The following is an 18258-nucleotide window of genomic DNA, read 5'->3' as shown; positions in this document are numbered from 1 at the left end:
AAAAAACAACCCCTGAATGGTAGATTCAGGGGTTGTCGGTGTGGAACGGAAGTACGACCATGTTGTTAAATTTCCGATGCTGATGCTCAATACTCATATGTCCACCATATTTCTCGCACATTCTCGATATATTGGTTAGACCGATCCCATGGTACTCCGGATTGGGCTTGTCACTTTTCAAGTCAACTATCGGTTGCTCCACATGATTCATAATCTGGATGACAAGTGCAGATGATGTGGAGTGAATGGCAATCAGGATATATCGATCCTCGGCTTGTCTGACCTTCTTGGAAGCCTCGATCGCATTATCGAGCATGTTACCGAGCACCACGCACAGATCATATCGATCAATCTGCACATGTTGCGAGTGAAGCTGGATTTTGGTGTCGATTTTGATCCCGTTTGCCTGCCCCATAGCCAAGGTATTTGTAACGAGTGCATCAATGACTAGATTGCCGGAGTTCACCCGCTGGTAAGCACCTTCAATCGTATTCAGTGTAGACTTGATATGGTCACCTGCCGCCGCCAGTTCGTTACGTTGGATACATTCATCAATATACAGAAACTGCTGGTTAATATCATGGATGATGCTTTTAATGTTTTTGAAACTGTGAACGGTCTTCTCATAGTTGGCATCCTGATGATCCATCTGACGCTGTAACTGGGCATTTGCATGCACAAGCTGTACCTTTTCCACCATATTATCGAACACATAGACTATGAACACATTGAGAAAAAGAGAGCCCAGTACAGAAAAGACGTAAAATATGTTCTTTTCACTGTATATGGAGGCCACATTGATCTGATAGATCGTAATGATCGGTACGATGAGAAACAGCAAATAATACCGATAGTGAACGGCAAAACTTCTACGTTTGGCGACGAGACGGACAACTTGAATGACAACGAACATGATGCTGCAACCAAGCAGCATAACCTTGGAGAGAACCCAGTGGTCTTCTCCGTTAAACTGATCCATTGAACTGTAATCCGCGGATTCCAGAACACCGAGAATATATACAGCGATGGCATTTGCCATAGTAATTAGAACCCCATACAGGATGGTAAAAACAAGCTTGATTTTAAACTCTACTTCATAGGATTGTGCCAGACTGAAGATTAATAGCAGAGCAACCGCAGTGGAACCAATATCAGAGAAGGAAGAAACCCAATAAAAATAACCCAACATGACAAATACCAAGAAATAGATCGCTCTACGCGGTTTACGGTTGGACTTGCCCAACACAGAATCAAAATAAAAATTCGCCTGAAATGCCATAAGTAAAGTCACGAAGAAGATAGAAAATATCATATACGTATCCATGTCATTGAATCCTCATAATCATGTATTTGGTATAGGCATCCTTGACTTCCTTGACCTTGGAGCGACCTATGGGCAGTTCCGTTCCATTCAACATGACGACTTGGGTGCCGGAAAACTTCTGAACATGCATCAGGTTAATGATAATTGAGCGATGAATCTGCAAGAAACCATGGTCTTTCAAACCGGTAGCGTAGCTGGATAAAATGCCTTTGGTCTCATATACATTTTCCTGAGTCACAAAATTCAACTTGTTCTTGATCGTTAAACTTTTGACGACCTCAATCCAGAGAATATCATCATATTTCAAAAGCAGTTCATCATAATCTGATTTGATTAATATATACTTTTTGTCCAATGCCTGAAAATATTGACACAGCTTAATCATCTTTTCCTCGAAAACTTGCGGCTGGATTGGCTTGATCAGATATTGAAAGGTGATGACATCAAAGCTCTCCACCATATATTCCGGGTAACTGGTCAGAAACATAATCTGTACATCCAGAAACTTCATGTTCCTGATCTCTTTAGCGGTCTGAATCCCGTTCATTCCGCCCATCTCCACATCCAAGATGAGAATATTGAATGTATCCCCAACCTCTCTGTAGTGTGAGAGCAGTTGTTCACCAGATGTGAATAGGCTAATTTGAAAATCAAAATTGGTTTTTAGAGATAAGGAGACCAGCATGGATTTCACACGTTCTCGTTGCTGCTCCTCATCATCACAGATTGCAATATTGAACATGGGGGAACATCCGCCTTTCATCGACATCGACTCTGAATTTCACTCTCGAATATACTATTTTAGCATAGGTTTGGGAGTCGAATTGGGATGAAATGCATTATTCCGACCCTCAAACGCAGATCAACAAAAAAAGTCGCCACATTGGCGACTCTTGAACTTGAAACCTTCTCCAGCCATTTCTATGAAAAGTGCGGTCTGTTATTCTGATTTTTTGGGCACAGCGTGGCGGTAATATCGTATTACCTTGCGATACATCGTCTTGTCCTTTAATTGATTGAATATATATGGGTCAGGTTTGACATTCACCTCAATAATCCAGGGTTTCAGACTGTGGTCAAGGCCGATATCTACACCAATTTGCTTAAGATGCGGGTACTTTTTTTTCATATGACGAGCTATGCGAAGGCTAAGCTCATTCATCTCCTGAACCAGTTCATTCCTGCGTTTAGTGGATGCATGTGATTGTAGCAGCTTGTGAATATCCATCGGTGTACCACCACTATGATAATTGGTTACGATTTTCTTTGGATGACCCAGTCGGCCGATGATTCCGGTAGCTTCCCACTGTTTGGTCGGGCTTAGCTGTATCATGACTCGGATGTCAAAACGTCTGTTATTATGCTTAAGCAGATGGATTCCTCTCTGAATCAGATAACTTCTTTTATGCACCAAACGAGTCAGACTGCTATAAAACGATTCAAAGCTGTCAAACGTCAGGCGTTTTTGCTCTATCTGATAGACAAAATGTTGCTGACTTTCCATCTCTGCCTTAATAACACCCATCCCGAAAGTACCTCTCTCGGGTTTGACATAGACCATTCCATATTTACTGATCATGGATTTCAGATTCGATTTGTTATATTTCTGTGTGTCGGGGATAAACGGTTTAATTGATTCATTATTAATGATCAATTTTGTTTTTAACCACTTGCTTCTTAACGGCTGCAATTTATCAACTCCCATGTCGTAAACTCTCCCTTCAGCAACCGCATCAAAGCCTGCTGATTGATCAAGATCCTGCAAGCATTATATGTAATACCGATAAAGGAACCCTCAACAAAAGCCCCTATTCGTAAAAATGTATATTTGCACATGCCCTGACCAAAACACTTTTGCACACATAACATATAATGAGTCATCACGATTTGTGCAAGGAGTTGAGAAGATGTCCGTCCAGCCTGGAATCCGATTGAATAATGCGCCTAAGATTGATGTTCTTATACCCGCGATCGAGAAAGATTTGGCTACCCTTCCCCTCGTCATTGATAACATTCGCCGTTATGTAAAACATCCCATTGGAAGCATATATATTGTTTCTCCGGTCAGCACCAAAATCAGAAAACTTTGTTCCCTTAAAAACTGCATTTTTGTTAATGAGCGATCCGTCCTGCCTATAACCAAAAACGAGATACACTACCAGTCCTCCCGATGGAATCGGTCAGGCTGGTTATATCAGCAGCTGCTCAAAATGAACGGAGATTCCATTGTAAAGGCAAAGCACTTTCTAGTCATGGATGCGGATACTGTACTGATTAAACCTCATACATTTATTGTAGAAGGCAAAACAGCCTTTTACTGCCGTGACTGGAGCCAGCCGGAATATTTCAATACCTACCGCAAGTTGTTAGGCATGAAAGCTCCACGTCCCCGCTCTTTTGTCACCCATTATATGCTGTTCGACAAATCGAAACTCGCTGCCTTAAAACAGAAAATTGAAGCGGTTCATAAGCTGCCATGGTACAAAGCGATCATCTCCAATATTAATAAGAAAAAGCAGTTTGGTTTCTCCGAATATGAAACGTATGCCAATTTTATGTATACGAAAAACCCAGGCAGCATGGTCCTTAGAAGTTCCAAGAATAAAAGTCTGAATGTGAACGCTTCTTCGTTAAACGAGCAACAAATCCGTAATCTGGCTCTTAAATACCGATCTCTTTCCTTTCATAAACGGAAAATCTATAGTAAAGCTCCCCGAGCTTAAGGAGGAAGCCCATGCATATCGTACTGCTGTGCGGCGGCTCTGGCAAAAGGCTCTGGCCGTTATCCAATGAGCTTCGCTCCAAGCTGTTCATAGATATACTTCCATCACCCGCTGGAGGTAGGGAATCCATGATCAGCAGAGTATGCCGCCAGCTTGACAGTTCATGCCTAACGGATTCAACACTCATTATTTCACATCAGGACCAGGCTAATATTACGGCTCGACATACTCAAGGCAAAATACCAGTCATCGGGGAACCTTATAAACGAGGCACTTTTACTGCGGCGGCCTTAGCGACCTTATATCTGCAATCCTTCCGAATGGCCAAAGATGACGATGTGATCTGTATCGCGCCAGCTGATGTGTTCGCAGGTGAAGATTTTTTCAGCAACTTCCAATTACTGCCGGACATATTGAAACATTCTCAAGCCGATATCGCTTTAATTGGGACAAGGCCTACACATGCTTCAGAACAGTATGGATACATCCTGCCGGGTGGGCAAGAACGTAATATTTATGCGCCCATAACACAATTTATAGAAAAACCCGAAGCCACCATTGCTGAAACTCTGCTACAACGTGGGGCACTATGGAACTGCGGTGTGTACGCATTCACCGTCGCGTTTATGATATCCCATATTAAAAAAATGGGGCTTCCGGTTCATTATGATCAATTGTCGTCCCTGTATGAAGCGTTGCCTGAACGAAGTTTTGACAAGCATGTTGCAGAGAAGGCACAGCGGGCCGTAGTCCTGCCTTATAAGGGATTATGGCAGGATATCGGAAGCTGGGATACGCTGTGCGCACAGTTAGATACACATGTAATCGGACACGGTGGAATCTCGGGTTCTTCCTCCAATTCCTATATTATTAACGAGCTTCCCTACCCCATCCAAGTCATTGGCGTGCCAGGTATTATCGCTGCCGCAAGTCCGGATGGCATTCTCATTGCCAACAAAAATAATTCAAATGAAATTAAAGCGCAATTGGGTAGCTTGCCATTAAAACCGATGTATGGTGAAGCAACCTGGGGCAGTTATCGTGTCATTGAGAGTTCGTTAGAAGATGAGAATACAACTGTAACCACATTAAACATAACGGTTCTACCGGGCAAACATATCGGGTTGAACTGGCATAGAACTGGGTGTAGAGCATGGACCGTGCTTGCAGGCAGTGGGCAAGTGCTTGTCAACGGAAAGGTCATGCAAGTGAATATGGGCAATCAGTTCGCGATTACCAAGGAGAGTCTCTTTTCTATTCTGGCTGAAGCCAGGATGGTGATCCTTGAGGTCCGGATCGGAGTAACAGAGGATAAAGACAACATACTTTTTGAAGAAGAAGATTGGAATGTAATCCTAAAAAGTGCAGGTTCATCTAACGCTTAATGGGAAAATGAACCGATTCATTCTGCATGTCTTATAGCCCCTTCCATTCGCGGAAGGGGCTCATTGGCATATTTAAGGGAAACCTGACACTTCTTCTCCCTATATCTTAGTTAAACAACTTGCGAAGTTCCTCTACTTCCAGACGTGCAACTGGCTGGTAAGCGGAACTTTGTACATAACGCTGGAAGCTGTATAACAACTGTCTGCCCTCCAATGTAGTCATCAGACGCTCCAGATTCAGCGCTCCCATCAGCACTCTCCCCTTCCGGACCCGACACTCCATCAACAAGCCGAGCTTGTGGTTTCGCTCAAAATTGTCAATGGTCTGCACGATCGGCGTAATTTCTGGCCCAAGTTCATCCAAAATCATCGAGGACGAGTTGGATACGATATTCCACCACGGATAGGTCGAGTAATCTTCCGTGACAAAATGTTCGAATGCTGGATGATCCCTCTGAATCAACAATCCCATTGTGCCCACGGGAACCTCTCTTTTCATATTCTCTGATATGGAACGAAACATAGGATAAGACCAGAAATCGGTGCTATAGAAACCTTGAATCGCATGTTGAATCTGGTCGGGATTTGGGAAAAGCATGATATCCTCTCCCTGCTCTAGCAACACCAGCGCTGCTTCGGAAAGTTCGGTAAAGAGATTTAATCCGGTCAATTCCACGTCCAGTTGGCTCGGATAGATCCACAGGTCGTAAGACTTACGGATATCCGTACCCGGAATGGACAGTCTAAGCTCCACTTTGGTCATATTGGAGACTTCAGGAATGCGAATGCTGAGATCCGCGACATTCACATAATGTTCTCCATGGGTCGCTGGCAGGTCTGCTTTCCCTTCCAATAGGACGCTTCCTTCGATCTGCTCGCTTTGAATTTCCCACTTCAATTGAAGTCCATCCAATGCTTGTCTCCGGAAGTAACTTAGTTCAATGCGTGCTTCGAACAATTCACCCGCTTGATAATTATATTTGGGGAATCTCGCCAACAACACAGCGTCGGAACAAAACGTTCTCCACTCCTCAGGTGTAATCATGCCTTTGGAATCCATGAATGCGTCCAGTACACCCACAAGCGCTGTTCCCTGACCACTGAAATCCTGAAGATCCAGCAGCTGGAACCCGGCTAGTTGCTGCGAACGAAAAGCAGCTTCCAGTTCTTCCTTGTAACATGCGACCGCGAGTTTACCAGAAGCTCTGAAGTATGCTTCCGCCAGATGTCCCAGTCCTTTGGCATTCAGACGCTCTCGAAATACTTCGAAATTCTTGGCTTTGAGAGAACCCGTATACTTGTTGATCTCCTCGAAATTAGGAAACGTGGCGTACTGTCCAATTTCATGCGAGATGATTGGTACGTGTGAGACAAGTTGGTCACTTCCAGCTTCGGCCTGTACTGTTTTGGAACCTGTCCCATACTGAATCTGAATCTCTTTGTCCCCAGTCTGACCAGAAGGGTCAGCATCGCTGCCTTGCTCAGGTACAATGTTTGAATCGTAATCTTTCAATGTATTTGGCAGGTCGGTCTGCACGTGACCGAGCGGAGCATCACACATCGCATACGAACCTCTGAACAGGCGTTCTTTCGAGAAACGAACCCCGCAGAAGAATTCACTTTCCTCCAGAATGTCCGGCACAAACTGAAAGTTATTCGAACCCTCGGTGTATAGATGACGATGATCATATGCTTTGTATGCCTTCAGGATCGAATTCAATCTGTCCTTGCTTCCCCATAGTTCATTCCCCATGGACATCATGACAAACGAAGGATGATTACCAAAAGCACGCAGCATCGCAAATCCTTCGCTAATCAAGTAATCCTGCTCGGCTTGATTATGTCCATCCGAAGATTCATCCGTAATGGTTCCCCAGAACGGAAGTTCAGGCTCCATGTAGATGCCGAGCAGATCCGCTGCAATAAAAGCAGCCTCCGGAGGACAACAGGTATGGAAACGGTAGTGATTGATACCGTAGGACTTGGAGATAGCGAGGATACGAACCCATTCATCCACATCTGTTGGCGCGTATCCCGTGAGCGGAAAGATCAGCCCGTCATGTTTGCCTCGAAGAAAAGTTTTGCGACCATTAATGGTGAATTTGTCTCCGGCAGCCCGGAATTCCCTTAATCCCGTCCATACTTCGGTGGAATCCAGCACTTCGCCGTCCTGATCTTGCAGATGAATATGAAGTTGGTACAGGTTAGGTTCATCATCACTCCATAACATCGCATCTTCGCCAATCTTGTACGTCAGCTGGATTTCCTGCGAATCCGGGGCGAAAATCTGTTCCTCGGTCGTATGAACTGGATCTGCACTGACAGCAACAGCTGATACCACGATTCGTACTTCTTGCAGGTCACCAACAAGTGCTGCCTTGATCTCGAAAGATCGAGTCGCAAGATCGGGATAGACCTGAACATTATCCAGGAAAACACGCTCGAAAAATTGAAGTTCCAATTTCCCGGTGATGCCGTTCCAATTCGTCTGCGTGTCTTCGGATGTAAGATGACCACCTTTGGTTGGATAATTGGTATTGTCCACTCGTATGGTAATTGTATGAGTCCCAGCGGTTAGCCCTGCCTCAATCTCGTAACGGTGAGGTGTGTTCAGACTGTTTTGTGTTCCGCATTCCACCCCATCGATCCAAACTGTGGTTACTCGTGTTCGTTCCAGATGCAAGAAACAACGTTTGCCAGCCAAGTGTTCGGGAATTTCAATCTCTCGTGAAAACCAGGCATAACCCTCAAATAAGTACTCATCCGTCAGCGCACCGATTAACACATTCTCGTTTTTCTTGCCCTTGGCCGCATGAGATGTAGTATTTGGCAATGTAATAACGTCTGAGAAATCCAGACCACGTTCTACCTTATGTTCATCGAGTTGGAGTTTCCATATGCCTTCCAGATTTATTGCTTCTATCATGATATTGTCCCCTTTAAGATTCATATAATCGATACAAGTAATCGCTTCCAATAAAACAGAAATCGTTTTCGAGAAATCATACCTGTATTATAAACTCGATTGACGCCCTCGCATAGATCATTTACAAATAAAAAAGCCGCCAATGCTGGCGACATCTTATGGATACTATCCTGTATCCTGAACAATTTTAAAATATGGTGGGAACCATGCCCCCGTCCATCCGGATGGGAGAGCCTCTGAAGGCTGAAGCATATGGGCTGCACACAAATGCAGCGAGTCTGCCTATTTCACTTGGCTTGATGAATCGCTGTAATTCGGACTGTGGCAGATTACTCTTCATAAAATCTTTCTCTTTTTCCTCGAAAGTCAACGTCTCATCAGGATATATGCCCTCAATAATTTCTTGTACGTTTTCAGACAGTGTTGGTCCTGGCAGGATCGTATTAATGGTAACCTCGGTCCCTGCTGTCAGTTTGGACAAACTTTTGGATAATGACAACAGCATTGACTTGGTCATGCAATACTGGGGCATCTGGCCTGAAGGCATAAGAGCTTCTTCACTTGCGATGAAAATAATACGCCCGTCATTGTTCTTCACCATTTTAGGTAAATAAAATTGAGACAAGCCATTGGCAGCAAGTACATTAGTACGGAAATATTTCTCCCACACTTCATCATTTATGTCTTCATAACTCATGATTTCATATATCCCCATGTTATTGATTAATATATCAACTTCAGGAAATTTCTCGAATAAAGCTTGGCGTTGCGCCAGATCCACAAGATCAGCGGTAGCCTTTTGCGGAGAGATCTCTGGAAAAGTGGACTTGATTTCGCGAACTGTTCGTTCCACCTCTTCATCATTACGTCCATTAATCAGAACATTTACCCCTTCTCGGGCGAGTTCTATAGCAATCGCTTTACCGATCCCTTTTGTTGATCCTGTAACTAAGGCTGTTTTCTCTTTTAGTCCCATATCCATCCTGCATTTCTCCTTCTTGATTACAACTATCCGGCAGCACCGGATAGATATAATATTAAGCAGTCTGAAGAGTCTAGTAACTAGCACTTTGCGCCAGAATTATTGCCTTACACGCCAATTTGAAGGTGTATCCCCTTCCCAGGTCTTGAAAGCACGATAGAACGAATTCTGGTCTTCATATCCAACCAGAAATGCCACTTCTTTGATATCAAGTGAAGGATCTGCAAGATACGCTCGGGCCTGCTCACGTCTGGCCTCGGTTAATAATTGCTTGAAGTTTGTGTTCTCCTCCGTCAGTCGCCGCTGCAAGCTGCGCTCACTCATGCGAAGCTCTTTGGCGACCGTCTGGATGTCAGGGCGCTTTCCTGTGAGGCTGCGTTTCATAATCCATTTGACCACTTCAGTAACGGAACGATTGCTCTCTTGTTCGTCGAGCGACCGATCCAGTGCCGGGGTCAGAATCTCCAGTAACTCCTCGTTATACGATAGAAATGGAAGACTCAGATCTTTCCGTTCCAGCGTCAGCCGATTATAGTTGGAATTCGTATCGACTCGGCAGCCGAAGTAATCCTCAAGGGTGGCTACGTCACCCATCGGTTGGGAGAACTCAACCCGTTTTGCAGTCAAAGGTTGCCCTGTACCCCTCCGTCCAAGTTCGATCAGAAATGCCAGCGTAATACCCACCAGTAATGGCGGACCTGGTTGCTCCTTATGTAACCATCCTAGTTCAATGAACCATTCCTCACCTGCTTCGGTAATCTGCAAACTCTCGGGAGGACACATTTGCTTGTAACGCACCATGCGATTCAACGCATCACGATAATCACGAGCATGATACATCGCCAGTACAGGCGGAGGATACTTCGATATTTCATATCCGGTTGCAAGTTTGATGATGCCCTCGGCGGTGTTCCTATTTAGATCAGAGTAGGCCTGCCAGATTGCGAAGTATTGAGATTGGGTCACTACAGGTTGATTTATTGTCTCAAGAGATAGTTGTGCTGTCCGAGCGATGTCATCAGCACCAATCCCTAATTGATGTAATCCAGCCCAAAAGCCTGGATGAACTTTAATTCGATCATTCGGTTGAGGTTGCATATATACAGACTCCTTTAACTTGTTCCATTTTTATTCTGATTTCTAATTATAGAATGGATGTACCTATTTTTGAAACTTACCTCAGCGAGCCATTTCCGGGTAATACGCAAACACGACTGCCCATGAATGGTCAGTCGTGTTCAAGTCAATCATTCAGAATATTATGAAAGAATGCACATTTTGTATGTTCAGCTACTCATTCAACGCAGTTTTGATCAGGGCATTCACCCGCGAGTTAAACAGCAGACCGATATGGGATACGAGGGAAACCGAAACGTTGTTCGCCCCGTTCAACCGGGAAAGTACCGGGGACACAATCGTGTCACTGGTGGAATAGATCGAAGTCACCTTTATTCCACTCGGAGCTGTCGTTGTGGTCAATCGATTAGCCCCGCCAAGGGTAATCAACTTATCCACTTTGGAAGCGCCTCCACGGTTAAGTATGTAATAGAGACTATTAGCTCCACCCATGCTATGAGCTATAATATTGACTTTTGTATGACCCGTTTCGCGCAGAACATCATCTACGAATCGACTAATTGCTGCGGAGTTCAACAGCTGGTTTCCTTGTTTGCTAGGAAGGTCAATTGCGAATAATTCGTCTCTTGTCCACCCTTGGCTACGCAAATAACTCTCAATTGCTGTAAAATTGCTATCTGAACCAGTCAATCCATGTACCAATACAATGGGTGTACGTGCCGTAGCTGCAGAAGCCTTTGAACTCGATCCTATTCCAGTTATTGATAAGGCAAGGATCATACTCATGAATACAACAAGTATTAATTTGGTCTTTTTCACTTCATTCACTCTCCTGTAAAATGTTTTATATTCCATATATTACAATCTAACATATGGAATATAAATGAACCTTTAGTCTCATTTTTACAGGAGTGTCTAAAGCAGACTACAACCAACATGATTATGCTTTTATCAAACTCTAGTTCTGTACTTCTTATCCTTCAACGATATCTGCACGTAGATCCGTTGCAATCTCAATCATTTTGGGAACAATAGCTTCGTTAGAAATAGCTACATACAGATCCCCCATGTACAAACGAAAAGCAATCTGTGCACCCTCAAGGTCCCACATAAAAAAGTCCCCCTCGATGGTCATGGTGCTCTCAGCTCCTACAATGTTAAGAACCGGTGAATAGGTAAAATCGGGTTGGGATTCGAAGTAGAGTTTGCACTCTTCCAGCGAGATGGATTGTTCCGCATTGCTTTCTTGCATGGATCGGGTAATTCGAAAACGCTGATTCATTGATTTGCCTCCAAAACTTTATTAATATATACATGTTCCACAGCAATATATTTTCTCATTTCCGTCTTCCACTGTCAAAACCAACCATGCTCTCTTCTTACAATTCATATATACTGAATACAGTGCACAACGAATTTCTACAATCAGGAGGAGTCAAATCAATATGTTGAAAACAGAATTCATTGATGTACTATCCATTGTCTCACATAAATTATATGATTCGGCTGCTAACGTCATGGACACGGCAAGCAGGTTAATTCCTGCAAATACGTTTTGTATTGCCCAGTTGGATCATCTATCTACCAAAGTTCTGAACGTATATAATCGTGACAAACTAATTCTGGGTGAGGGGCTGGTCGTTGATAACGCCGAGTCATACTGTGCACTTGTGACTGAACATTCCCAAGGCCCGTTAGTAATCAATAATAATCTAACCCATCCACTAACCAGACATATGGACGCAACCGAATTCGTAGGTGGATGCTCATTTGTCGGTGTGCCCATACATAATGAGAACGGAGAAATTTACGGCTCCCTCTGCTCATTTGATCAGGATTTCTATTCCTATCAACAAAAGGACGTGGATCTGCTTCTGGCCTTGTCTTCATTTTTCACGAGTCTTCTTGAGATGGAAACAACTCTGCAACAGTTAAAACAGGCGGAAGAGACCGCTGCAAAAGTGCTTGAAGAAAAGAAAAATTTGCTGGCCGTTCTCAGCCACGAAATCCGGACGCCAATGAATGGTGTTCTTGCAATGGCCAATCTGTTGCAATCGACCAGGCTGAGTGAGGATCAATCGTTATATGTTAATGTCATTGAGTCAAGTGGTACCAGCCTTCTGTCGATGATGGATCAAATTCTAGACTACTCCAAAGCAGAAGCTGGTGCGATCTCTCTGGAGATCAAATCTTATAGTGTCACTGAAACAGTTGAACATGTATTACAATTATTCTCTTCTGAAGCACAGAAAAAAGGAATTAGGTTGTACGCAGAATACAATATTACTGATCATCTGATGCTTATGGGTGATCAGCACAAAGTTCGTCAGATTCTAATCAATCTCGTTGGGAATGCGCTTAAATTCACTGAAAAAGGGGAAGTATGCATCTCTACTGAGGTATCTGCTGATACAAAAGGTACTCTCCATGCATCCTACGAGATAAGAGATACGGGCATCGGTATCCCGCAGGATCGTCAGGATCTGTTGTTCAAATCCTATTCCCAGATTCATGGTAATTCAGGAAAGTATGGCGGAGCGGGGCTGGGCTTGTCCATCTGTAAACAACTCGCTGAATTAATGGGTGGCGTTGTATGGCTTAAAGAGTCCAGTCCTACGGGCAGTCGGTTTGTCTTTAATATCTCCAGCGCTGCACCCTCCGTCCATGCGAAAATCTGAATGATGAATATATTATTCTATCTGAACGGATAGGAGGTATATATGTTGACACAATTTCTGGATGCAAGATCATCGCAAAATGCTGCGTTGTTTAATTCTATTTCCATACCGATTCCAGTGATTAACACGCCTCAGTTATTCGGCCAGATTGGTCTGCAGACTGCCGGAGCGGGACCCAACCTAAGAGTCTCCCTAAAAGGAACCATAACGGTACAATTACCACTTGCCCTATTTCAAGTGAGGATTATTATTGTAAGAGGTACAGTTGCAACCGATCCGATTGTTTACTCCGGAAACTACACGTACGGTCTGAACGGTCTGCTTAACCCTGAAGTGATCGTTTTCTCTGCCAATGACTTTAACACACCGATCGTGCCACAATTAACCTACAGCGCATTTATCAGTACCAACTTGCTCGGAACGGTTCGGGTAGGCCCCGAGAGTTTCGACGGATTTGTCGTTTCGGATTAAAATGAACACCTCCACCCCCATACTCTTAATCTGTTTGTTCATAAAGATTAAGGTGTGGGGGTGTTCCAGTTTACATTGAATCAGTTACCAAAATAAACATCCAGCTTACCCGTGGGCGGCGTTGTGGCCATCCACACTGCTGCGAGATTATCCGGACTAACTGTAGCCGCAGTAATATAATCTCCAATGAGTACTGTGGGCATCGGAGAGTTGCCGTTTGGATTAAAAGATGTAGTTGTGATACGTCGATTGGAGAAGCTGGTCCCGCCATCAAATGATTCCGCAACAAAAACGTCCAGCAGGAATCCGTCAATTCGATTGGAGTAATAAATAACCCTGATCGTCCCTGCAAAAGGTGATACGGTTATCGACGGGAAAAAATTCTGTGTACCCGGTGGCGCGCCTGTGATACTGATGGGGTCTGACCATAAAAGGCCATCCGGAGATTCACAGAGTAAAACATCGGTATACCCGGCACGTGCATCATTCCAAACGGCATACACAGTTCCACTGTTAGGTCCAACGGAAATATCTGCTCCCAGACTTAGGTTGGTCTGCACTCGAAAAGCATAATTTGGCACAGGTAAAGGCGAAGGTGCCGGTACTACGGATGAAATAAACGTTGCCTGTCTTTCCAGAAGAGGTTGATAGGTAATGCCCCCATCGTACGAAATACGTAATAAAGCGGACGGACTGGCAGGACCCGTAATGATATATCCTGCATAGACTTGACCCGAGAATCCAACAGCCAACGCTGCCCGGTCATGAATTCCTCGCGGATTCGACTGTCGGTCAGGTGGCTCCCAGGTTATCCCCTGAGTGAGCGATCTTTGCGTAAATATAGCGGAAGATGCGGTAGCAAGCGGAGTATATCCGACATATGCATGGCCTCGATAAGGGCTACCTGGAGAACGATCAACAGCTATTAAAGGCTCATCATTATGAACAATAGTACCGAACCCCGCTTGGACGATAACCGGTGGCTGCCACGTAAGTCCATCATCAAAAGAAGTATAACTCGCAATCGTCCCATCATTGATCCCGTTAAACAAATGTACGGTAACGATAAAGGTATTCGGAAACGTATAGTCTATCGTAGGCGCCTCTGCTCCTGCATACCCTGCCGGTTGAGGAAGCACAGTGGTGGTCCAGGTACTGCCTCCATTAATGGAACGATAGAAACCAGTCAATGTTGGCCCGGTACTGGTATCCACAGCTACCACGCACATAATATTCGGGTTCAGCGTATTAACTGCAATTGAGGGTTCGAATTGACTGCCTGCCAAAGCCCCGGTAATATTCACAACTACCATCTGCTCACCTCGATTCCTTTAAGGGATATTTGTGAACCGGTCAATTAATATCATCTCCGATTGAAGTACACGTTGGATGATCTGACCTGTAGAATTAACACCGTATACATGAATGATCGTACTTGTAGCACTAAAATAATCGCTTTGCACCTCGTAAAAAGCAGCATTGATCAATGGATAGATTAAGCTTCGGGTCGCTTGAGGTAGTAATTCAAACAGATCATGACCTATAGGTATGCGCGCAGTTTGAGTGGTGTCCCATCTGAAAATTTCCAACTCAATACTGACTGGAGCATTAAGGGAATCATTAATGCACGTTACAATGAGTTGAGTGGATTGGGTTTCACCCGATGTTGGATTGTAAATAAAACCCGTAGAGTTTGGCAAAAAGCACACTCCTTCCGCAATATATAGTAAAGTATATTCGTTTTTCTGCTACCGTTATGACTAGGATCTCAATTGAATATTGGATCTACTTGCAAATTTTGTTATGCTAGATTACTAGATTACTGTTCATAACAAAATTCTACTATCATGTTCGGAGTTGGAGGACACAAATCATGCTTATTAAACGTGTAGGAAAAATCGCCGCGGTTACTGTAATTGCTCTCTCTATCCTTGGAAGTACACCCAATATCGGTGGAGCCTATGCTGCCCCAGCCATTTCAGTACACTTGGATGATGTTCCCCTGAAGTTTGATGCAGCTCCACGAGTTGATAAAGGTGTCACTTACGTCCCGTTTCGGACGGTCGGGGAAGCCCTAGGTATCGATATTACCTGGAACAGCAGATCACAGACTGTAAAAGCAACGAACACTGTGAAAGGACAAACTACTGAGGTACTATTACAAGTTGGCAGCACCACAGCGACCGTAAATGGAAAAAAAGTTACACTTGCTGCAGCACCCGTTCAGCGCGAAGGACGCGTGCTTATTCCACTCAGTTCTTTTAGTAATCAATTCGGTGTAAGTGCAAGCTGGAATCAGGCAACCAAGACGGTCTCCCTTATCTCCCCACAACGCGAGATGCACCTGAGAGCCTTCTATGCATTGCAATCTTTTCAAGAAAAGGACCTTATTACTTCCATGAATTCCGTGGCCTTTGGCTGGAGCCGCATTGATCGTGAAGGTCAGTTCACGCTCCAAGGGGATGAGTACCGTCTCCCTGCTGCTGCGGGTGATGTTACACCGCAGTCTATCGTTGCTGACGCAGCAGATCAACAGATCCAACCACAGCTCATGGTGTATGCATTGGATGGAAACGGCGAACTGACCAAAGTTCTGAGCGACAGCAGTCTGCAGCAGAAATCGATTGAAGGTATAACTGCTGCTGTAGCAGAGCATGGTTTTGGCGGAGTTGTTCTGGATTTTGAAGGACTGGGCTTCAAACTGGATGCGGTAGAACAACAGAGGCTGCTCAATGCTTACGTGAAGCAATTAAGAAGCTCCTTGCCCCTGGACACAGCTTTATCTCTGGCGGTACCGCCGCTAAATAGTGCTTATAAAGGGTATGATTACAAAACACTTGCCTCCATCGCAGATGATCTGATCATTATGGCCTATCAGTATAATCCGGTTGGCACCAAATCTCAGGTACCTGAGCCAAATAGTCTTGTGGATCAGGCGATCCAATTAGCCATACAGGCCGGTGTCCCAAAGAACAAGCTTTTGCTCGGAATCAGTCTAAGCAGTGAAACGCCGTCCTCTGTTGATGATAAGCTCGGTCTCGCCAAACGTTATAACCTCAAAGGAGCCGCGTTCTGGCGTCTGGGTCTGTTCCGTTCCTACAATACGAAAATGGAAGATGCCGTGAATGCTTCTGTGATTAAAGAGTAAACATTCTGACTGGATGCAACTCACTACTCACTTAACTAAAAGAAGGACCGCGCCTCTGGTATGCAGAGAGTGGTCCTTCTTTTTCCCATCATCTTACTTTATAAATTTATCCACACTTCCAAATATAAGCTTCACAAACTGGGTAGGACCAGGCAAACGTGGCTGAAAGAGAAGAATGATCCCAATTACTGCCGCCACAGCAGTAAATCCCGCGCTCACTATTCTGGCTCGCTTTTCTTTGCTGCTCTTCCACTCTCCATACACTATCGCAGTCGCCAGCATCAATATTCCAAGGATTGAGCCTAGCTTCATGCAATCACCTCTATTCTCAGGCTTGTAACAGGAGCCGATTCTGTTCAACTTTCGTCCTCATCAGGTATCCCCTGTGGTCCTGTTGATTTTCCGGTACGTTCTACGTGTGCATCTACTTTGACTTCCACGTCCAATTCAGGATAGATGGTTTCCCAGTTCTTCTCCTGCGCTTTCCATTGATTTGGATAATATCTGCGGAATTCAACTGCGAATTTGAAGAAATCGGAGCGCAGCTCTTTCTGGGACATGTCTAAAGCATCATGAGCCAAAGATGTGAGCTTAGCCGACCATTCCTTTTCCAGTTTAGTTAATACAGCGGGGTCAGTCAGATTGGCATCCGTCGTATTTAACACCACTTCTCCCCTGGTTTGGATGTCGACCTTCATACTCCACTGTTGGTTTACAATTCGCGGCTTCATGGAAGTTTTATTTTCAATGATTCTTATCGAGAAAGAACCCTCTAACGGCTCAAACTCAACAGGCATGATAATGTTGTTCAGTTCTTTTGCAAGTAGTAATACACCTACGCTTAGTGGTTCTTTGACCGTCTTGACATAGCGATCCTTCTTATACATACTCAGACCTTTCACATATGGCGTAGTTGTCAGTTTATCCTGATCGGGCTCCGGGGGTAAGATTAACATGCGAGATAAAATGGCGGAACTGCTCGGACCTTCAATAGATTTAGCCAGTTCAAGGGCAGTAACACGTGTACCTAACTTCAGATTGGCCATCTCACGTAGCGATTCGGCAGAACTTCGCTCCAGTGGATCAAGTAACGCAAGGATATCTTTCGCAGCCTTTTCGCTGGAAAAGACATATGCATGCTCTCTGAACTGAGGGTAACGCAGGAAAAAATCGATATACTCGCGGATACCACGTTTGCCGGCTTGCTCACTAATGATGATGACTTCGCAGTGGCCCCAGAACATATTTCGTGGAACTTTACGTTGTAACCGATTCAATGCCTCGGCAATTGTACGTCCTTCCGCTGTTCGAATCATTGTTACCCCGCTTGGACTGCCTCCACTCCCACTGCTATCTCCTGCACTCGCCTTTCGCGGAATAAAAATCTGTGAAGTCAATTGTACTTTGCCATCTTCATAATCTATCCCAGTAGCCAGCACGATAGCCAAATCGTTAATCTCGATACGATCCCAACATCCACTTAAAAGCACACAACACAATATTGGCATTAGTAATACTCTAAATATTCGCAAGTGCTCCTCCCC

At 44.5% G+C, this 18258-nt stretch carries 16 protein-coding genes; 5 read left to right on the top strand and 11 right to left on the bottom strand.

Annotation, left to right across the window (positions count from 1 at the left end; genetic code table 11):
* Positions 1 to 25: 25 nt before the first annotated feature.
* The 3 genes from ACE04G_RS16005 to ACE04G_RS15995 form a co-directional block, all read right to left on the bottom strand.
* Positions 26 to 1324: a sensor histidine kinase gene (locus ACE04G_RS16005; RefSeq protein ID WP_339184941.1), complete on the bottom strand. Its 1299-nt coding sequence runs from the start codon at positions 1322 to 1324 to the stop codon at positions 26 to 28.
* A gap of 1 nt (position 1325) precedes the next feature.
* Complete coding sequence (locus ACE04G_RS16000; protein ID WP_221819416.1) at positions 1326 to 2066, bottom strand: LytR/AlgR family response regulator transcription factor; 741 nt, start codon at positions 2064 to 2066, stop codon at positions 1326 to 1328.
* A gap of 198 nt (positions 2067 to 2264) precedes the next feature.
* Entirely contained in the window at positions 2265 to 3029 is a 765-nt protein-coding gene (locus ACE04G_RS15995; protein WP_449004548.1) for a YheC/YheD family protein, read from the bottom strand.
* 202 nt (positions 3030 to 3231) lie between these two features.
* On the opposite strand from ACE04G_RS15995, the gene ACE04G_RS15990 reads away from it, so the two are divergent.
* Together ACE04G_RS15990 and ACE04G_RS15985 are read left to right on the top strand one after the other, a co-directional pair.
* Complete coding sequence (locus tag ACE04G_RS15990; protein ID WP_449004547.1) at positions 3232 to 4047, top strand: DUF6492 family protein; 816 nt, start codon at positions 3232 to 3234, stop codon at positions 4045 to 4047.
* A gap of 11 nt (positions 4048 to 4058) precedes the next feature.
* On the top strand, positions 4059 to 5432 hold the full coding sequence (locus ACE04G_RS15985) for a sugar phosphate nucleotidyltransferase (RefSeq protein ID WP_449004546.1): 1374 nt from the start codon (positions 4059 to 4061) through the stop codon (positions 5430 to 5432).
* 106 nt (positions 5433 to 5538) lie between these two features.
* Here the strand turns inward: ACE04G_RS15985 and ACE04G_RS15980 are convergent, their stop codons facing one another.
* The 5 genes from ACE04G_RS15980 to ACE04G_RS15960 all read right to left on the bottom strand — a co-directional run bounded on the left by ACE04G_RS15980 (position 5539) and on the right by ACE04G_RS15960 (position 11699).
* On the bottom strand, positions 5539 to 8358 hold the full coding sequence (locus tag ACE04G_RS15980) for a glycoside hydrolase family 2 TIM barrel-domain containing protein (protein ID WP_449004545.1): 2820 nt from the start codon (positions 8356 to 8358) through the stop codon (positions 5539 to 5541).
* A gap of 187 nt (positions 8359 to 8545) precedes the next feature.
* Complete coding sequence (locus tag ACE04G_RS15975) at positions 8546 to 9340, bottom strand: SDR family NAD(P)-dependent oxidoreductase (RefSeq protein ID WP_449004544.1); 795 nt, start codon at positions 9338 to 9340, stop codon at positions 8546 to 8548.
* Between the two features lie 99 nt (positions 9341 to 9439).
* The gene (locus ACE04G_RS15970) at positions 9440 to 10438 is read right to left on the bottom strand and encodes an AraC family transcriptional regulator (protein ID WP_449004543.1); all 999 of its coding nucleotides are present in this window, start codon (positions 10436 to 10438) and stop codon (positions 9440 to 9442) included.
* 192 nt (positions 10439 to 10630) lie between these two features.
* The gene (locus tag ACE04G_RS15965; RefSeq protein WP_223869139.1) at positions 10631 to 11203 is read right to left on the bottom strand and encodes an esterase/lipase family protein; all 573 of its coding nucleotides are present in this window, start codon (positions 11201 to 11203) and stop codon (positions 10631 to 10633) included.
* A 187-nt stretch (positions 11204 to 11390) separates the two neighbouring features.
* The gene (locus tag ACE04G_RS15960; RefSeq protein WP_221819423.1) at positions 11391 to 11699 is read right to left on the bottom strand and encodes a hypothetical protein; all 309 of its coding nucleotides are present in this window, start codon (positions 11697 to 11699) and stop codon (positions 11391 to 11393) included.
* A 163-nt stretch (positions 11700 to 11862) separates the two neighbouring features.
* Between ACE04G_RS15960 and ACE04G_RS15955 the strand changes: the two genes are divergently transcribed.
* Positions 11863 to 13095 (top strand): GAF domain-containing sensor histidine kinase, encoded by a 1233-nt coding sequence (locus tag ACE04G_RS15955; protein ID WP_449004542.1) that lies wholly within the window; start codon positions 11863 to 11865, stop codon positions 13093 to 13095.
* A gap of 42 nt (positions 13096 to 13137) precedes the next feature.
* The gene (locus ACE04G_RS15950) at positions 13138 to 13566 is read left to right on the top strand and encodes a hypothetical protein (protein ID WP_397376242.1); all 429 of its coding nucleotides are present in this window, start codon (positions 13138 to 13140) and stop codon (positions 13564 to 13566) included.
* 80 nt (positions 13567 to 13646) lie between these two features.
* Here ACE04G_RS15950 and ACE04G_RS15945 read toward each other — a convergent pair whose 3' ends face one another.
* Positions 13647 to 14879, bottom strand: a complete 1233-nt coding sequence (locus tag ACE04G_RS15945; RefSeq protein ID WP_221819425.1) for a sialidase family protein — start codon at positions 14877 to 14879, stop codon at positions 13647 to 13649.
* A gap of 18 nt (positions 14880 to 14897) precedes the next feature.
* Positions 14898 to 15266, bottom strand: a complete 369-nt coding sequence (locus tag ACE04G_RS15940; RefSeq protein WP_449004541.1) for a hypothetical protein — start codon at positions 15264 to 15266, stop codon at positions 14898 to 14900.
* A gap of 173 nt (positions 15267 to 15439) precedes the next feature.
* Between ACE04G_RS15940 and ACE04G_RS15935 the strand changes: the two genes are divergently transcribed.
* The gene (locus tag ACE04G_RS15935; RefSeq protein ID WP_449004540.1) at positions 15440 to 16714 is read left to right on the top strand and encodes a stalk domain-containing protein; all 1275 of its coding nucleotides are present in this window, start codon (positions 15440 to 15442) and stop codon (positions 16712 to 16714) included.
* Between the two features lie 356 nt (positions 16715 to 17070).
* On the opposite strand, the gene ACE04G_RS15930 is transcribed toward ACE04G_RS15935, so the two are convergent.
* Positions 17071 to 18246 carry a Ger(x)C family spore germination protein gene (locus ACE04G_RS15930; RefSeq protein WP_449004539.1) on the bottom strand — a complete coding sequence of 392 codons (1176 nt, stop codon included), beginning with the start codon at positions 18244 to 18246 and terminating at the stop codon, positions 17071 to 17073.
* Positions 18247 to 18258: the final 12 nt, after the last annotated feature.

It is taken from the genome of Paenibacillus sp. AGC31, assembly GCF_057334655.1.
Note: the sequence above shows the minus strand (reverse complement) of the source record. Positions and strands in the feature narration are given on the sequence as shown.